Source organism: Nonomuraea sp. NPDC050383 (assembly GCF_044459125.1).
Classification (GTDB): domain Bacteria; phylum Actinomycetota; class Actinomycetes; order Streptosporangiales; family Streptosporangiaceae; genus Nonomuraea.
Genome location: NZ_JBITIP010000019.1, coordinates 42,580 through 58,127, shown reverse-complemented (window position 1 = coordinate 58,127; position 15,548 = coordinate 42,580). Strand labels below are relative to the sequence as shown.

The following is a 15,548-nucleotide window of genomic DNA, read 5'->3' as shown; positions in this document are numbered from 1 at the left end:
CGACCAATGAACGCCGACGCCCGCGACACGGCGCCACCCGCCGTCGAGCTGGAGGGCATCACCAAGCGCTTTCCCGGCGTCGTCGCCAACCACGACATCCGCATCACCGTCGAACCCGGCACGGTGCACGCGATCGTCGGGGAGAACGGCGCGGGCAAGTCGACCCTGATGAAGATCCTCTACGGCATGCAGAAGCCGGACGAGGGCACGATCAAGATCAACGGCACGGAGGTGTCGTTCCGCACGCCCAGCGACGCGATCGACGCGGGCATCGGCATGGTGCACCAGCACTTCATGCTGGCCGACAACTTCACCGTGCTGGAGAACGTCGTCCTCGGCGCCGAGCCGAAGAGGGCCGGCGCCCTCGACACCGCACGGGCGCGCGCCCGCATCGAGGAGCTGTCCTCCACGCACGGCCTGCAGGTGGACCCCGACCGCCTGGTCGAGGACCTCGGCGTCGGCGACCGGCAGCGCGTGGAGATCCTCAAGGTGCTCTACCGGGGCGCCCGCATCCTCATCCTCGACGAGCCCACCGCGGTCCTCGTGCCGCAGGAGGTGGACGAGCTCTTCGAGAACCTGCGCGAGCTCAAGGCCGGCGGGCTGACCGTCCTGTTCATCTCGCACAAGCTCGACGAGGTGCTGAGCATCGCCGACGCGATCACCGTGATCCGGCGCGGCACCACGGTCGCCAGCGCCGACCCGCGCGAGGTGACCGCCCGGCAGCTGGCCGAGCTGATGGTCGGCAGCGAGCTGCCCACGCCCGAGACGCGCGAGTCCACGGTGACCGACACCGTCGCCCTGAGCGTGTCGGAGCTGACCATGGAGGCCGACGGGTTCCGGCCCCTGCCGAAGGGCGCCTCGGTCGCCGACTACACCGCGCTCCTTCGCGCGGAGGGCCGCCGGCTGCTCCTCGACGACGTGTCGTTCGACATCCACCGGGGCGAGATCCTCGGCATCGCGGGCGTGGAGGGCAACGGCCAGACGGAGCTGATCGAGGCCGTCATGGGCATGCGGGCCGTGCACGGCACGGTCGAGCTGACCGGCCGTGACATCAGCTCCTGGAGCACGCTGAAGCGGCGCGAGGCCGGCATCGGCTACATCCCCGAGGACCGCCACCGGCAGGGTCTGCTGCTGGAGGCGTCGCTGTGGGAGAACCGGGTGCTGGGCCACCAGACGCGCAAGCCCGCCCGCAGGGGCGTCTGGATCGACCGGCGCGCCGCCAAGGCCGACACCCGGCGCATCATCGACGACTACGACGTCCGCACACCCGGCGTGGACACGCTGGCCCTAGCCCTGTCGGGCGGCAACCAGCAGAAGCTGATCGTCGGCCGCGAGATGAGCGGCGAGCCGGTGTTCCTCATCGCCGCGCACCCCACGCGGGGCGTGGACGTGGGCGCCCAGGCCGCCATCTGGGACCACCTGCGCGCCGCCCGCGCCGCCGGACTGGCCGTGCTGCTGATCTCGGCCGACCTCGACGAGCTGATCGGCCTGTCCGACACGCTGCACGTGATCTACCGCGGGCGGCTCGTCGCCCGGCTCGACCCGTCCGACGTCACCCCCGAGCGGCTGGGCGGCTACATGACCGGCGCGATCAGCGGTGAGACGCGGACCGCCGGGGCCGAGAACGACATCGAGACGCGTACCGACGCGCGTACTGACGCCGGCACCCTTGCCGGCGCTGAGGAGGCGTGATGCCCGCGGGGCTCTACCGGGCGCTGCTCACCGTCGTCGGCGCCGTCGCCGCGATCGTGCTGGCGGTGGCCATCTCCAGCGTCGCGATCATCGCGGCGGGCGCGAGCCCGGAGGCGGCGTTCGCGGCGTTCTTCAACTTCGGCGAGACCGAGCGCGCGGTGGTGAACGGCATCACCACCATGATCAACCGCTCGGTGCCGCTGTTCATCGCCGGCCTGGCCGTGGCGGTCGGCTTCCGGATGAACCTTTTCAACATCGGCGTCGAGGGCCAGTACCGGATCGCGGCCATCTGCGCCGCGTTCGTCGGCTCCCAGTTCGCCGCGCCCGCCCCGATCCAGATCCTCGTGATCATCGTGGTCGCGGCGGCCGTCGGCGGCCTGTACGCGCTGATCCCGGCCGTGATGAAGGTCACCCGCGGCGTGAACGAGGTCATCTCGACCATCATGCTCAACTACATCGCCATCAACCTGGCGGCGTTCCTCGTCCGCGGCCCGTTCACCGGCGAGCGCGCCAAGGGGCAGCTCACGACGAGCACGCCCACACTGCCGGAATCGGCCTGGTTCCCCAACCTCAACGGGATCTTCGAGCTGCTCGGGCTGCCCGCGCCGCGCGGCGGCGGCCTGTGGGGCTTCCTGATCGTGGCGATCCTGCTCGGCGTGGCCGTCTGGGTGGTGCTGGAGCGGACCGGGTTCGGCTTCGACGTCAAGGCGAGCGGCCTCAACCCGTCGGCCGCGCTGGCCTCGGGCGTCAATCCGAAGAAGATGGTCATCGCCGCGATGGTGCTGTCCGGCGCGATCGCGGGCCTGATCGGGCTGCCGGAGATCCTCGGCGACAAGCACAACTTCGGCTCGAACTTCACCCCCGGCCTCGGCTTCCTCGGCATCGCCGTCGCCCTGCTCGGCCGTAACCGGCCTGTGGGCATCGCGGTCGCCGCGCTGCTGTTCGGCTTCCTCGACCGGGCGCAGGGGCCGCTGCAGTTCGCCGACGTGCCGCCCTCGGTCATCGCGATCATGCAGGGCGCGATCGTGCTCCTGGTGGTCGTCGCCAACGAGATCACCAGCAGGATGGCGCTGCGGCGCGAGGAACGGCGGGCCGCGCGGCAGCTCGGCAGGAACACTCCGGTTGAGGTGGCAGCATGACGACCGTCGCGGGCTCGACCCGGATCCGCAAGTACCACCTGGCGCTCATCGGCGTCGCCGTCCTCGTCCTGCTCATGTCGCTCGTCCGGGTGATCTCCGGGCAGAACGACCTCACCTCCTCCGGCACGTTCGCCGCCGCGCTGATGCTGGCGGTGCCGATCGGGCTGGCCGGCCTCGGCGGACTGTGGGCCGAGCGGGCCGGCGTGGTCAACATCGGCCTCGAAGGCATGATGGTGCTCGGCACCTGGTTCGCCGGCTGGGCGGGCTACCAGTGGGGGCCGTGGGCCGCACTGGTAGCCGGTCTGCTCGCGGGCGCGCTCGGCGGGCTCATCCACGCGGTCGCGACCGTGACCTTCGGCGTCGACCACATCATCAGCGGCGTCGCCATCAACCTGCTCGGCCCCGGCATCACCCGCTTCCTGTCGGAGGTCTTCTTCAAGGAGGGCACCCTGGCGGCCGCGGCGGGTGCCGGCATCACCACCTCGCCGCCGCTGTCGTCGCAGGCGCCCACTCCGAGCCTGCCGCTGCTGTCCTCCGGCCCCGACTGGCTGGGCGGTCTGGAGCGCACCCACTGGTTCCTCGTGTCGGACGTGGCGGGGATCCTGCGCGGCCTGACGCACAATGTGAACGTGCTGGTCATCCTGGCCGTGCTGCTGCTGCCGCTGACGTTCTTCGTGCTCTGGCGCACGGCGTTCGGCCTGCGCCTGCGCTCGGCGGGCGAGAACCCGTGGGCCGCCGAGTCGCTGGGCGTCAACGTCTACCTCATCAAGTACGTCGCGGTCGTCATCTCCGGTGCCTTCGCCGGGCTCGGCGGCGTGTTCCTGGTCTTCATCAGCACCAAGTACGTCGAGGGGCAGACCCAGGGCCGCGGCTTCATCGGCCTGGCCGCCATGATCTTCGGCAACTGGCGGCCCGGCGGGCTCGCGGCCGGCGCCGCGCTGTTCGGCTACGCCGAGGGCCTGAAGCTGCGCAGCTCGGATGCCGTCACCTCGATCCTGCTGTTCGGCGCCATCCTGCTGCTGATCTACATCGGCATGCGGATCCGGGCCATGCTCGCACCTGTCCAGGCCGAGGTGGTCGTCACCCGGACGCCCAAGGACTACACGGTGCTGGCCGGTGCCGCGGTGGCGGCGGTCGTGCTCCTGTGGCTCTGGATCGTGGTCGACAAGCTGCCGAACGAGTTCGTCTTCATCACGCCACACGTGCTCACGCTGCTCGTGCTCCTGGTCGCCTCGCAGCGCCTGCGGATGCCCAAGGCAGACGGCGTGCGCTACCGCCGGGGGGAGCAACACTGATGGGTACCGACACGAGTTTCGACTGGGACGGGCTGCGGGCCGCCGCCACGGAGGCCATGCACCGGGCCTACGCCCCGTACTCCAAATTCCCCGTCGGGGCCGCGGCCCTGGTGGACGACGGCCGCGTCGTGACGGGCTGCAACGTGGAGAACGCCTCGTACGGGGTCGGCCTGTGCGCCGAGTGCGGCCTGGTGTCGGCGCTGCACGCCTCGGGCGGCGGCAGGCTGGTGGCCTTCACCTGCGTGGACGGCCACGGCGAGCTGCTGATGCCGTGCGGGCGCTGCCGGCAGCTACTGTTCGAATTCGGCGGCGAGAGCCTGCTGGTGGAGACCGTGGACGGACCGAAGCGGATGGACGAGATCCTGCCCTACGCGTTCGGCCCCGACGACCTGTCGCGCAGCTCCTGATGGACGCCATCGAGGTCATCGTCGCCAAGCGGGACGGCCGCGAGCTGACGACCGCGCAGATCGACTGGGTGATCGACGCCTACACCCGGGGCGAGGTCGCCGACGAGCAGATGTCGGCGCTGGCCATGGCGATCCTGCTCAACGGCATGGACCGCGGGGAGATCGCCGCCTGGACCCAGGCCATGATCCGCTCCGGCGAGCGCATGGACTGGTCCGGGCTCGACCGGCCGACCGCCGACAAGCACTCGACCGGCGGCGTCGGCGACAAGATCACGCTGCCACTGGCGCCGCTCGTGGCCGCGTGCGGCGCGTACGTGCCGCAGCTCTCGGGCCGCGGCCTCGGCCACACCGGCGGCACGCTCGACAAGCTGGAGTCGATCCCCGGCTGGCGGGCCTCGCTGTCCAACGACGAGATGCTGGCGGTCCTGCGCTCCGCCGGCGCGGTGGTGTGCGCGGCGGGCTCCGGCCTGGCGCCCGCCGACAAGAAGCTGTACGCGCTGCGCGACGTCACCGGCACGGTCGAGTCGATCCCGCTCATCGCCTCGTCCATCATGTCCAAGAAGATCGCCGAAGGCACGGGCTCGCTGGTGCTCGACGTGAAGGTCGGCTCCGGGGCGTTCATGAAGACCACGGAGCGGGCCCGCGAGCTGGCCGAGACGATGGTCGCGCTCGGCACCGGCGCGGGCGTGCGCACGGTGGCGCTGCTGACCGCCATGGACCGGCCGCTCGGCCTGGCCGTGGGCAACGCGCTGGAGGTCGAGGAGTCGGTCGAGGTGCTCGCAGGGGGCGGGCCGGCCGACGTCGTCGAGCTCACCGTACGGCTGGCGCGGGAGATGCTGGAGGGCGCCGGGATCGCCGGCAAGGACCCCGAGCAGGCGCTCAAGGACGGCTCGGCGATGGACCACTGGCGCCGCATGATCGTCGCCCAGGGCGGCGACCCCGACGCGCCGCTGCCCCGGGCGGCCGAGACCATGACCGTCGCGGCCCCCGCGTCAGGCGTGCTGGCCGGCCTCGACGCCTACGCGGTGGGTCTGGCCGCCTGGCGGCTCGGGGCGGGCCGGGCCCGCAAGGAGGACCCGGTGTCGGCCGGCGCCGGCGTCACCCTGCACGCCAAGCCGGGCGACGTGGTCCGTGAGGGGCAGCCGCTCATGACCCTGCACGCGGACGAGACCGCCCGCTTCGAGCGGGCCCTGGCGGCCCTGGAGGGCGGCTACGCGGTCGGTCCGGCGGCGGGGGAGCACCTGCCGCTGGTCATCGACCGCATCACGGCCTGACGCGACGCCCGCACGGGGTAGGCCCCGTCAGGGCCGCGGCGGCTCAGGCGACGGGGACGGCCGTGCCGGCGAAGACCTCGGCGAGGACCGCGCGGTGGGTCGGCAGCGCCGCCGCGTGGCGGGTGCGCCCCTCGTCGGTCAGGCACACGAACACGCCGCGCCGGTCGATGTCGCAGGCGCCGCGCAGGACGAGCCCGGCCTTCTCCAGCCGGGCGACCACGCGTGACAGCGCGCTCTGGCTGAGGTGGACCTCGTCGCACAGCTCCTGGAGCCGCAGCTTGCGCTCGTGACCGGCGAGCCGGTCGAGCACCTCGAACTCGCTGGCGCCGAGCCCGTGCTTGTCGCCCAGTGCGCGCTCCAGCATGCACATGGTCCTGGCGTGCTTGGCCAGGACGTCGTGCCAGATCCCGACGACGAACTCCTCGTCCATGACGCGGAGGTTACCACTTCGCTAAATCGTATGCAACGGAATTAAATTCCCTTGCATTAGATGCGGATGCATGTAATGTTCTGGCTCATGTCGTCTTCCTCATCTCGTTGGGGCGCGCTCGCCGTGCTCTGTGCTGTGATCTTCCTTGACGCTCTTGACGTGTCGATGGTCGGCGTGGCGTTGCCCTCCATCCAGCACGATCTGAACTTGTCCACGTCCTCGCTGCAGTGGGTGGTCAGCGGCTACGTGCTCGGCTACGGCGGGTTGCTGCTGCTCGGCGGCAGGACCGCCGACCTGCTCGGGCGGCGCAGGGTGTTCCTGGTCGCCCTGGGCGTCTTCGCCGTGGCCTCGCTGCTCGGCGGACTCGTGGACGACGGGACCTTGCTGATCGCGGCCCGGTTCGTGAAGGGCGTGGCCGCCGCCTTCACCGCCCCGGCCGCCTTGTCGATCATCACGACGACGTTCCCCGAGGGACCGGAGCGCAACAGGGCGTTGAGCATCTTCACCGCCTGCGGCGCCAGCGGCTACTCCCTCGGGCTGGTGATCTCCGGCCTGCTCACCGAGATCGGCTGGCGCTGGACCCTGCTGATGCCCGTGCCGATCGCGATCATCGCGCTCGTCGCGGCGTTGAAGCTGCTGCCCCGCGTCGCCGAGGACCGCGCCGAGGGCGGCCACGACCTGGTCGGCGCCGTGCTGATCACCGCCTCGATGCTGCTGCTCGTCTTCACCGTCGTGCAGGCGCCCGAGGCCGGCTGGGCCTCCGTCCGCACCATCGGCTCGCTCGTGGCCAGCGCCGCGCTGCTCGGCCTGTTCGTCCTCGCCGAGCTGCGGATGCGCCACCCGCTGGTGCGTCTCGGCATCCTGCGCTCCGGCTCGCTCGTCCGCGCCAACCTCGGCCTGCTCATCCTCATGGGCTCGTACGTGGCCTTCCAGTTCGTCGCCATGCAGTACTTCCAGAACCTGCTCGGCTGGTCCGCCCTCGGCACGGCCCTCGCCTTCCTGCCCGCCGGGCTGCTGGTCGCGGTGACCTCCACCAAGATGGGGGACTTCGCCGACCGGTTCGGCACCGGCAAGCTCATCGTCATCGGCGCCGCCGCGCTGGCCGGCGGCTACGCGATGTTCCTCGGCATCGACGAGCGGCCCAGCCTGGGCGGCCTGGTCATCCCGGGCATGCTGCTGCTGGGCGTGGCGTTCGCGCTGTCGTTCCCGTCGCTGAACATCCAGGCCACCAACGGCGTGGACGACGACGAGCAGGGCCTGGCCTCCGGCCTGCTCAACACCTCCGGCCAGGTCGGCGGCGCCATCGTGCTGGCCGTGGTCACCGCTGTCCTCACCTCCGGCCCGGCCGGCGGCCTGTCGATCGGGGCGCTGCGGTCCGCGATCGTGGTGTCGCTGGTCCTGGCCGTGATCGGGCTCGGGATCTCCGCCTTCGGACTGCGCCCCGCCAGGCCGGCCCTGGTGGAGGAGCCCGAGGTCAAGGCGTACGAGACGGTCTGACGGCCGAAGTGGCCCGGTGGGCTTCGCGGGGGCGCGGGCCGGGCATCCCCACGGTATGAGCACGTCATCCCCGGCCCGGCCGCGCCCGGCGGGAGAGCGCCGCCTGCCGGGTGTCCCCGGGCGGCTCCTCCCGCACCCCGTCCTGCGGCTCCTCCGGCGGCCCCTGCCGCGGCTCCTCCCGCGGTCCTCCCCACGGCCCCTCCTGCGGGTCCTCGGGGGGCTCGCGGTCCTGGCCGCCGTGGCGTCCTCGGCCGCCTGCGGCGCCGGCCCCGGAGGCGTCGCGACCGCGACCGTCTCGCCCGAGCCCGGCGCCCCCGTACGGCCCGGTGGGACCACCACGACCCCCGGCCGGGCCACCACCGGTGGCCCGGCGGCGGCCACCCCCGGCGCGTCCGCCGCCTCCGCGCGCCCCGACGAGCTCGCCGCCACGGCCCGCCCGACCGGCACCGCCCCCGTGGAGGTCGAGCGCGACCGGGGCGAGCCCACCCTGGTGACCGGCGTCCGCACCGGGCGCCACGACGGGTTCGACCGCGTCGTGGTGGACGTCAAGGGCGGCCTGCCCGGCTACACCGTCCGCTGGGTGGACGAGCTGCAGCAGGACGGCTCCGGCAAGCCGCTCGCCCTGCGCGGCCACCCCTGCCTGTACGTCCTGCTCACCCCCGCCGAGGCGCACACCGAGGACGGCGCCCCCACCTGGACCGGCACCCCGATCGACCAGCCGCTCGGCAACGTCACCGGAATCCTCAAGGCGGGCGACTTCGAGGGCCGGGTGAGCATCGGGATCGTCGCCGCGTCGAAGACCCCCTTCCGGGTACGCGAGTACACCCGTCCCGACCGCCTGGTCATCGACGTGGCACACTGACACGGTGGTGAGAAGGATCGAAGGACCCACGCGGATCCCGGTGCCCGGCGGCAAGCTCATCGACGAGCACGTCGGCCGGGTCAACAGCGGCGACGAGGCGGTCTCCATCGCCCACATGGTCGCCCCGCCCGGCTGGGAGGAGCCCGCGCAGACCCCGTCGTTCACCGAGTACACCGTCGTGCTGCGCGGCACCGTCCTCGTCGAGCACGCCGGGGGCGTCATCGAGGTGGCGGCCGGGCAGAGCCTGGTGTCGGAGCCGGGCGAGAAGATCCGCTACAGCGCCGGGCCCGAGGGCGCGGAGTACATCGCGGTCTGCCTGCCCGCCTTCAGCCCCGAGACGGCCGGCCGCGACTGAGGCCCGTGTCCCGCCCGCGTGGCGGGGCACGCCGTACGTGCTCCCTGAGGCGGGGGAGAGGCCACATATCATGGCCTGATGAGCCCCACGATTGACGAGATCCGCAGGGCGCCCAAGGTGCTGCTCCACGACCACCTCGACGGCGGCCTGCGGGCCGAGACGATCGTGGAGCTGGCGCGCGAGGCCGGTTACGGCGGGCTGCCCACGACCGACCCCGGCGAGCTGCGGCAGTGGTTCGAGGAGGCGTCCGACTCCGGTTCGCTGGAGCGCTACCTCACGACGTTCGACCACACGGTGGGCGTCATGCAGACCCGCGAGGCGCTGGTCCGCGTGGCCGCCGAGTGCGCCGAGGACCTGGCCGCCGACGGCGTCGTCTACGCCGAGGTGCGCTTCGCGCCCGAGCAGCACACCACCGCCGGGCTCAGCCTCGACCAGGTGGTGGAGGCGGTGCTGGAGGGGTTCCGGGAGGGCTCGCGGGGCCGCGGCATCCGCGTCGGCACGCTGCTGACCGCGATGCGCCACGCCGCCCGCTCGATGGAGATCGCCGAGCTGGCCGTGCGCTACCGCGACGTCGGCGTGGTCGGCTTCGACATCGCCGGCGCCGAGGCCGGCTACCCGCCCACCCGCCACCTCGACGCCTTCGAGTACCTCCAGCGGGAGAACGCCCACTTCACCATCCACGCCGGCGAGGCGTTCGGGCTGCCGTCGATCTGGCAGGCCATCCAGTGGTGCGGCGCCGACCGGCTGGGGCACGGCGTGCGGATCATCGACGACATCTCCGTGGCCGAGGACGGCACCGCCAAGCTGGGCCGCCTCGCCGCGTACGTGCGCGACAAGCGCATCCCGCTGGAGATGTGCCCCACCTCCAACCTGCAGACCGGCGCCGCCCGCTCGATCGCCGAGCACCCCATCGGGCTGCTGCGCCGCCTCTACTTCCGCGTCACCGTCAACACCGACAACCGGCTGATGAGCTCGACCTGCCTGTCCCAGGAGTTCGCCAAGCTGGCCGAGGCGTTCGGCTACGGCTGGGACGACCTCCAGTGGTTCACGGTCAACGCCATGAAGTCGGCGTTCCTGCCGTTCGACGAGCGGCTGGCGCTGATCAACGGCGTCATCAAGCCCGGCTTCGCGCGGCTGAAGTGGCAGCCGTGAGGCAGGCGTACCGGTCGAGGTCCGCGTTCATCCTCGGGTGGGTGTGGGTGGCGTTCGCCGCGCTGAACGTCTTCGACCTGATCGTCCGCTACAACGGCAAGGCGTCGCTGGTCGCGCTGGCCGTGCTCGCGGTGCTGACGGCGCTCGTGTACCTGGCCGCGCTCAGGCCGGTCACCCTCTTCACCGAGACCGCGCTCGTCGGCCGCAACCCGCTGCGCACGACCTCCCTGCCGTGGGCGTCGATCGAGGAGGCCACCGTCTCCCACTCCATCAACGTCCGCTACGACGGCCGGCTGCTGCGCCTGTGGACGCCGATCAGCGGCGCCCGCGAGCGGGCCAAGGCGCAGCGCCGGGGCGCGGCGCCGCCGCGGCGGGGCCGCTTCAGCACCGAGCCGGTGCTGAGCCCGGCGGAGCAGGCCGCGGCGCAGGCATTGGCCGGCAAGACCCACGCCGACTGGGTGGGGGAGCAGATCGCCGAGCGCGCCGAGTCCGCCAGACGGCGCGAGCAGGACGCGGGGCAGGTGCGCGTGTCGTGGGCGTTCGACTCGTTCGCGGCCCTCGCCGTCGCCCTGGTCATGGTGGTCGTCGCCGTGGTCGCGGGCTGACGGACCGCCCCACGGCCGCCCCGGCGTTGACCCTGACACCGTGTGAGGCCCTACACCTGGGGAGGTCATGTTCGGCATCGGAGACTTCGCCAGGCTCGGGCTCGTGTCGGTGCGCATGCTGCGCCACTACGACGCCCTCGGCCTGCTGCGGCCCGCGCACGTGGACCCGGTCACGGGCTACCGCTCCTACGAGGCGGTCCAGCTCTCCCGCCTCAACCGCGTCGTCGCGCTCAAGGACCTCGGCTTCACGCTGGAGCAGGTCAGGACGATCCTCGACGACGCGGTGAGCTCGGAGGAGTTGCACGGCATGGTGCGGTTGCGCCGCGCCGAGCTGGAGGCGCGCATCAGCGCCGACCGGGCCCGGCTGCGCGGCGTCGAGGCTAGGCTCCGCGCGATCGAGAAGGAGGGCGGCATGGGAGCCGTCGACGTGGTGGTCAAGAAGGTGCCCGCGACCAGGGTGGCGGAGCTGAGCGCGATCGCCGCGAGCTACGAGCCGGAGCACATCGGGCCGGTCATCAAGCCGCTCTACCGCGAGCTGGGCGCGCGGCTGGAGGCGGCGGGCGTCCCGGCGGCCGGCCCGGGCATCGCGTACTACCTCCCGGAGGAGGACGGCACGGTGCGGGTCCACGCCACGGTGCCCGTCGCGGCCGGGACCCCGACCGGTCATGATCTGCGGGTCGTCACCCTGCCGGGCGTCGGGACGGCGGCCACGGTCATCCACCACGGGTCCATGGACGGCGTGGGAGCGACGTTCCAGGCGCTGGCGCACTGGATCGAGGAGAACGGCTACCGGTCCCTGTCACTCGGCAGGGAGGTGTACCTGGACTGCCCGGAGGAGGAGGACGCGTGGGTGACGGAGCTCCAGATCGAGGTGACGGCGGCGGGCACGGCCCCGCGGACCTCGAACGCCACCGCGCCGAGCTGACCGGCCACTGCTACCGCATGCTCGGCTCCGGGTTCGAGGCCGAGGACGCGGTGCAGGAGACCCTGGTCAAGGCGTGGCGAAGCCTCGACCGCTACGACCCGGGCCGCGCCTCCCTGCGGTCCTGGCTGTTCGGCATCGCCACGAACGTCTGCCTCGACATGCTCCGCGGCCCCCAGCGGCGGGCTCGCGCCATGGACCTCGCCCCGGCGGCCGCGCCCGGCACGGGCCTGGGCGCGCCGCTGCCCGAGGAGCGGTGGGTCCTGCCCGTCCCCGACGGCCGCGTGCTGCCCGCCGACCCGGCCGAGCAGGCCGTCGCCAGGGAGACGGTGCGGCTGGCGTTCGTGGCCGCGCTGCAGCGCCTGCCGCCGCGGCAGCGGGCCGTGCTGATCCTGCGCGACGTGCTGCGCTGGCGCGCCGCGGAGGTGTCCGTCCTGCTCGGCGTGAGCGTCGCCGCGGTCAACAGCGCGCTGCAACGCGCCAGGGCCGTCCTGCCCGCCCCGCCGGACGGCTCGTCCGGGGAGGCGGACGGGGAGGTGGACGAGGAGCTGCTCGGCCGGTACGTGGACGCGTTCGAGCGGTACGACGTCGAGGCCCTCGTCGCGCTGCTGCACGAGGACGCCACGATGTCGATGCCGCCGTACACGTGGTGGCTGCGCGGCCGGGAGAGCGTCCGGGCGGTCATGCAGGCCGCGGGCGCGCCCTGCGGCGGCTCCCGGCTGGTCCCGGCGGGACGGGCCAACGGGGCGGCGGCCTTCGGCCAGTACCAGGAGGGGCGGCCGTTCGCGCTCCTTCTCGTCGAGACGTCGGGCGGCCTGGTCACGGGCACGACCACCTACCTCGGGGACAGGCTGTTCCCGCTTTTCGCGCTGCCGATGAGTTCGGCGCCTCCGCTCCGTACCAGTGGGTGAGAGCGACGAACAGCTGATAAGGAGCGACCATGCCCCATGTCGTGGAACACCCGGACCGTCCCTACGTCGGCGTGCGCAAGACCATCACCATGACGACCTTCGGCGAGGTGGCCGACCGCATCCCGGGGCTGTTCGCCTGGCTGGAGCGTCGCGGCGTCGCGCCGGCCGGCGGCCCGTTCCTCAGGTACCGCGCCATCGACCTGGCCGCGGACCGCCTGGAGGTCGAGGCCGGGGTTCCGGTGGCCCGGCCGCCGGCGGCCGACGGGACGGAGGGGGAGATCTTCGCCGCCGTGCTCCCCGCCGGCCGTTACGCCACCGTCTCCCACCACGGCCACCCCGACCGCCTGGCCGGCGTCATCGACGACCTGCTGGCCTGGGCGGCCAAGGAGAACCTGACGTGGGACCTCACGGAGCGGGACGGCGCCGAGCTCTGGGGCTGCCGCCTGGAGCACTACCCGACCGACCCCCGGATCGAGCCCGACCCGAACAACTGGGACATCGACCTGGAGTTCCGCCTGGCCTGACGCGCCACGAAGCCCGGCCTGACGTGCCGCGCCGCCAGACGTCGAGCACCTCCTCATGAGTGACGTGCCTGACCCCGGGCCGCGCGGCACAGGTGGATCCTGGCCTGCCAAGAGGTCGACGACCACCTTGCCGAACTCCGCAAGCGGTGCGGCAAGGTGGCCGCCAGGCAAAGGGACACCGTCATCGTCCGGTAGGGTGATCATGATGACCGACTCGCGGCTGACCACCCACTGTGACGTCTCCACGGCCATGGCCCGCTACGACGACCGGGAGTTGGCCGAGCTGCTGGAGCGCGAGGCCGTGCCCCTCGGCACCGGCATCGGCGGGGCGTCCGCGCGGCTCGAGGTCGGCGGCACCTCGGTCTTCGTCAAACGCGTGCCCCTCACCGAGCCCGAACTGCGCCACCCGCACTCGACGGCCGACCTGTTCGGGCTGCCGCCTTTCTGCCACTACGGCATCGGCTCGCCCGGCTTCGGCGCCTGGCGCGAGCTGGCCGCGCACACGATGACCACCGAGTGGGTGCTGACCGGCCGGTTCCCCGGCTTCCCGCTGCTGTATCACTGGCGGGTGCTGCCCAACGCCGAGCCCGCCTCGCTGTACGGAGAGCTGGCCGACATCGATGGGGCGGTCACTTTCTGGGAGGGCGCGCCCGGCGTACGCCGCCGCCTCGAAGCGCTGGCAGGGGCTCCGGCGAGCCTGACGCTCTTCCTGGAGTACTTTCCCTACAACCTGCACCAGTGGCTGGACGAGCGGGTACGCGCGGGCGACGCCGACCGCGCCTGCGCCCTGGCGGACCAGGGGCTGCGTGCGGCCATGTCCTTCATGAACGCGAACGGCCTCCTGCACTTCGACGCACATTTCGAGAACATCCTCACCGACGGGCGCCGCTTCTACCCGACCGACTTCGGGCTGGCCGTGTCGACCCAGTTCGACCTGTCAGAGGAGGAACAGGCCTTTTATCGCCGGCACCGGACCTATGACCGCACCTACACACTGACGTACCTGGTGAACTGGCTGGCCCGCGCCTTCCACGGCGCCGACTCGCCGGGGCGTCGCGAACTGGTGCGGGAATGGGCGGCGGGAGAGCGGCCGGCCGGCGTGCCCGCGGGGGTCGCGGTCCTGCTGTCGCGGCACAGCCCGCTGGCCACCGTGCTGAACGACTTCTACCACGATCTGCAGAGTGAGAGCAGGAAGACGCCGTACCCGCTGGAGGAGATCCGCCGGGTTGCCGGACGGCACGCCCTGCCGCTCGACTGAAGGTCACCTCCTGACGGGGCGCACGCCTGTCCGGCGGTGGCCATCCAGCGCGCCGGAACCATTCATTCCGATGACGCGTCTTCTCTTTCGAAGATCACGTGACGGGGCGAAAGCCGCCGTCCCGGAAAAGGGGGAGCCGGCGTGAGTGACGCGGTCGCTGCCGATCTGGCCATGGAGGCGGGCGAGCTGTCGGACGAGGGGCGGCACGCGGAGGCCGCCCGAACCGGGGCGGAAGCGGTGGCGCTCTACCGTGCGCTCGCCACGTCCGACCCCGAGATGTACCGGCCATTCCTCGCCCTCACCCTGGACAACCTGAGCCTCTACCTCGCGGAGTGCGGGCGCGAAGACGAAGCGGCCGAGAGCGCCACCGAGGCCCTGGCGCTCTACCGCGTGCTCGCCGAGTCCGATCCCGGCACGTACCTGCCCCAGCTCGCGAACGGCCTCGTGGACCAGGCCGACCGGCTGGGTGACGAGGACGACGCGGCCCTGGACGTCCTGACCGAAGCCGCCGCCATCTACCGTGCCGTCGGTGACGCCGATCCCGAGATGTACCGGTCACGCCTGGCGCTCGCCCTGTACAAGCAGGTTCGCTTTCACGCGCTGCGCGAGGATGACGAGGAGGCCGCAGACGTTCTGGCCGAGATCGTCGGCGTCTTCCGCGCCCTGGTCGAGTCCGGCTCACGGTTGTTCCGCGATGAGCTCGCCAGTGCGCTCTACTGGCAGGCCACCTACCTCGAGAAGGTTCCGCAGCCGTCGGACGCGCTGGAGGCCGTGGACGAGGCCGTCGGACGCTATCGCGAGCTGGTCGAGGAGGCCGATTCGAAAGACGATCGAACCGGCCTCGCGCGCAGCCTCCGTCTGCGGGCCGCGATGGTGAGCTTCTGGTACGGCCGTGAAGGAGATGCGCTGAACGACATCACGCAAGCCGTCGCCCTGTTGCGCCGCCTGATCGAGGACGACCCCGAGTCGACCGAGTTCCAGGCCGACCTGGGCGCGGCTCTCCACGTACACGCCGGCCGGCTGAGCGATCTGGGCCGGCATGAGGAGGCGCTGACGGCCGTCACCGAAGCCATCACCGTCTACCGCGCCCTCCCAGAGGACGAGCTGAGCCTTCACGAGGACTCTTTGGAGCTGTCCGAGGGACTGCTGCTCCGGCTGCTGTCCGCGTACAACTGACAAATTACCGAAGGCCCAACGACCTGCGGATGCAACCCTTTCGCCGGTT

16 protein-coding genes are annotated in these 15,548 nt (G+C 72.1%); 15 read left to right on the top strand and 1 reads right to left on the bottom strand.

Features of this window, described 5'->3' with window-relative positions; translation table 11 throughout:
* The first annotated feature begins 6 nt into the window (after positions 1 to 6).
* Genes ACIBG4_RS34570 through ACIBG4_RS34550 form a run of 5 tightly spaced genes read left to right on the top strand, consistent with a single transcriptional unit; the run spans position 7 to position 5,807 of the window.
* Positions 7 to 1,692, top strand: coding sequence for an ABC transporter ATP-binding protein (locus ACIBG4_RS34570; RefSeq protein WP_397205800.1), 1,686 nt, complete (start codon positions 7 to 9; stop codon positions 1,690 to 1,692).
* Positions 1,692 to 2,831: an ABC transporter permease gene (locus ACIBG4_RS34565; protein WP_397205798.1), complete on the top strand. Its 1,140-nt coding sequence runs from the start codon at positions 1,692 to 1,694 to the stop codon at positions 2,829 to 2,831. Before ACIBG4_RS34570 ends, ACIBG4_RS34565 begins: the two co-directional genes overlap by 1 nt.
* Complete coding sequence (locus ACIBG4_RS34560) at positions 2,828 to 4,126, top strand: ABC transporter permease (protein WP_397205796.1); 1,299 nt, start codon at positions 2,828 to 2,830, stop codon at positions 4,124 to 4,126. The genes ACIBG4_RS34565 and ACIBG4_RS34560 overlap by 4 nt, the downstream gene beginning before the upstream one ends.
* Positions 4,126 to 4,533 carry a cytidine deaminase gene (locus ACIBG4_RS34555; protein WP_397205794.1) on the top strand — a complete coding sequence of 136 codons (408 nt, stop codon included), beginning with the start codon at positions 4,126 to 4,128 and terminating at the stop codon, positions 4,531 to 4,533. The genes ACIBG4_RS34560 and ACIBG4_RS34555 overlap by 1 nt, the downstream gene beginning before the upstream one ends.
* The gene (locus ACIBG4_RS34550; protein WP_397205792.1) at positions 4,533 to 5,807 is read left to right on the top strand and encodes a thymidine phosphorylase; all 1,275 of its coding nucleotides are present in this window, start codon (positions 4,533 to 4,535) and stop codon (positions 5,805 to 5,807) included. Before ACIBG4_RS34555 ends, ACIBG4_RS34550 begins: the two co-directional genes overlap by 1 nt.
* Before the next feature lie 43 nt (positions 5,808 to 5,850).
* Here the strand turns inward: ACIBG4_RS34550 and ACIBG4_RS34545 are convergent, their stop codons facing one another.
* Entirely contained in the window at positions 5,851 to 6,237 is a 387-nt protein-coding gene (locus ACIBG4_RS34545) for a MarR family winged helix-turn-helix transcriptional regulator (RefSeq protein WP_397205790.1), read from the bottom strand.
* 135 nt (positions 6,238 to 6,372) lie between these two features.
* Here ACIBG4_RS34545 and ACIBG4_RS34540 point away from each other — a divergent pair, with 135 nt between their 5' ends.
* From ACIBG4_RS34540 to ACIBG4_RS34495, 10 genes are all read left to right on the top strand, one after another.
* Entirely contained in the window at positions 6,373 to 7,734 is a 1,362-nt protein-coding gene (locus ACIBG4_RS34540; protein ID WP_310708332.1) for an MFS transporter, read from the top strand.
* 55 nt (positions 7,735 to 7,789) lie between these two features.
* The gene (locus ACIBG4_RS34535) at positions 7,790 to 8,596 is read left to right on the top strand and encodes a hypothetical protein (RefSeq protein WP_397205788.1); all 807 of its coding nucleotides are present in this window, start codon (positions 7,790 to 7,792) and stop codon (positions 8,594 to 8,596) included.
* A gap of 4 nt (positions 8,597 to 8,600) precedes the next feature.
* Positions 8,601 to 8,951, top strand: coding sequence for a cupin domain-containing protein (locus tag ACIBG4_RS34530; protein ID WP_397205786.1), 351 nt, complete (start codon positions 8,601 to 8,603; stop codon positions 8,949 to 8,951).
* 78 nt (positions 8,952 to 9,029) lie between these two features.
* Entirely contained in the window at positions 9,030 to 10,103 is a 1,074-nt protein-coding gene (locus ACIBG4_RS34525) for an adenosine deaminase (RefSeq protein ID WP_310708329.1), read from the top strand.
* Positions 10,100 to 10,708, top strand: coding sequence for a hypothetical protein (locus ACIBG4_RS34520; RefSeq protein WP_397205784.1), 609 nt, complete (start codon positions 10,100 to 10,102; stop codon positions 10,706 to 10,708). Before ACIBG4_RS34525 ends, ACIBG4_RS34520 begins: the two co-directional genes overlap by 4 nt.
* A gap of 67 nt (positions 10,709 to 10,775) precedes the next feature.
* On the top strand, positions 10,776 to 11,633 hold the full coding sequence (locus ACIBG4_RS34515; RefSeq protein ID WP_397205782.1) for a MerR family transcriptional regulator: 858 nt from the start codon (positions 10,776 to 10,778) through the stop codon (positions 11,631 to 11,633).
* Between the two features lie 17 nt (positions 11,634 to 11,650).
* Entirely contained in the window at positions 11,651 to 12,541 is an 891-nt protein-coding gene (locus ACIBG4_RS34510) for an RNA polymerase subunit sigma-70 (RefSeq protein WP_397205913.1), read from the top strand.
* Between the two features lie 29 nt (positions 12,542 to 12,570).
* Complete coding sequence (locus ACIBG4_RS34505) at positions 12,571 to 13,065, top strand: GyrI-like domain-containing protein (RefSeq protein ID WP_397205780.1); 495 nt, start codon at positions 12,571 to 12,573, stop codon at positions 13,063 to 13,065.
* A 202-nt stretch (positions 13,066 to 13,267) separates the two neighbouring features.
* Positions 13,268 to 14,323, top strand: coding sequence for a protein kinase family protein (locus ACIBG4_RS34500; protein ID WP_397205778.1), 1,056 nt, complete (start codon positions 13,268 to 13,270; stop codon positions 14,321 to 14,323).
* Between the two features lie 171 nt (positions 14,324 to 14,494).
* Positions 14,495 to 15,499 (top strand): tetratricopeptide repeat protein, encoded by a 1,005-nt coding sequence (locus ACIBG4_RS34495; protein WP_397205776.1) that lies wholly within the window; start codon positions 14,495 to 14,497, stop codon positions 15,497 to 15,499.
* The last annotated feature ends 49 nt before the right edge of the window (positions 15,500 to 15,548 follow it).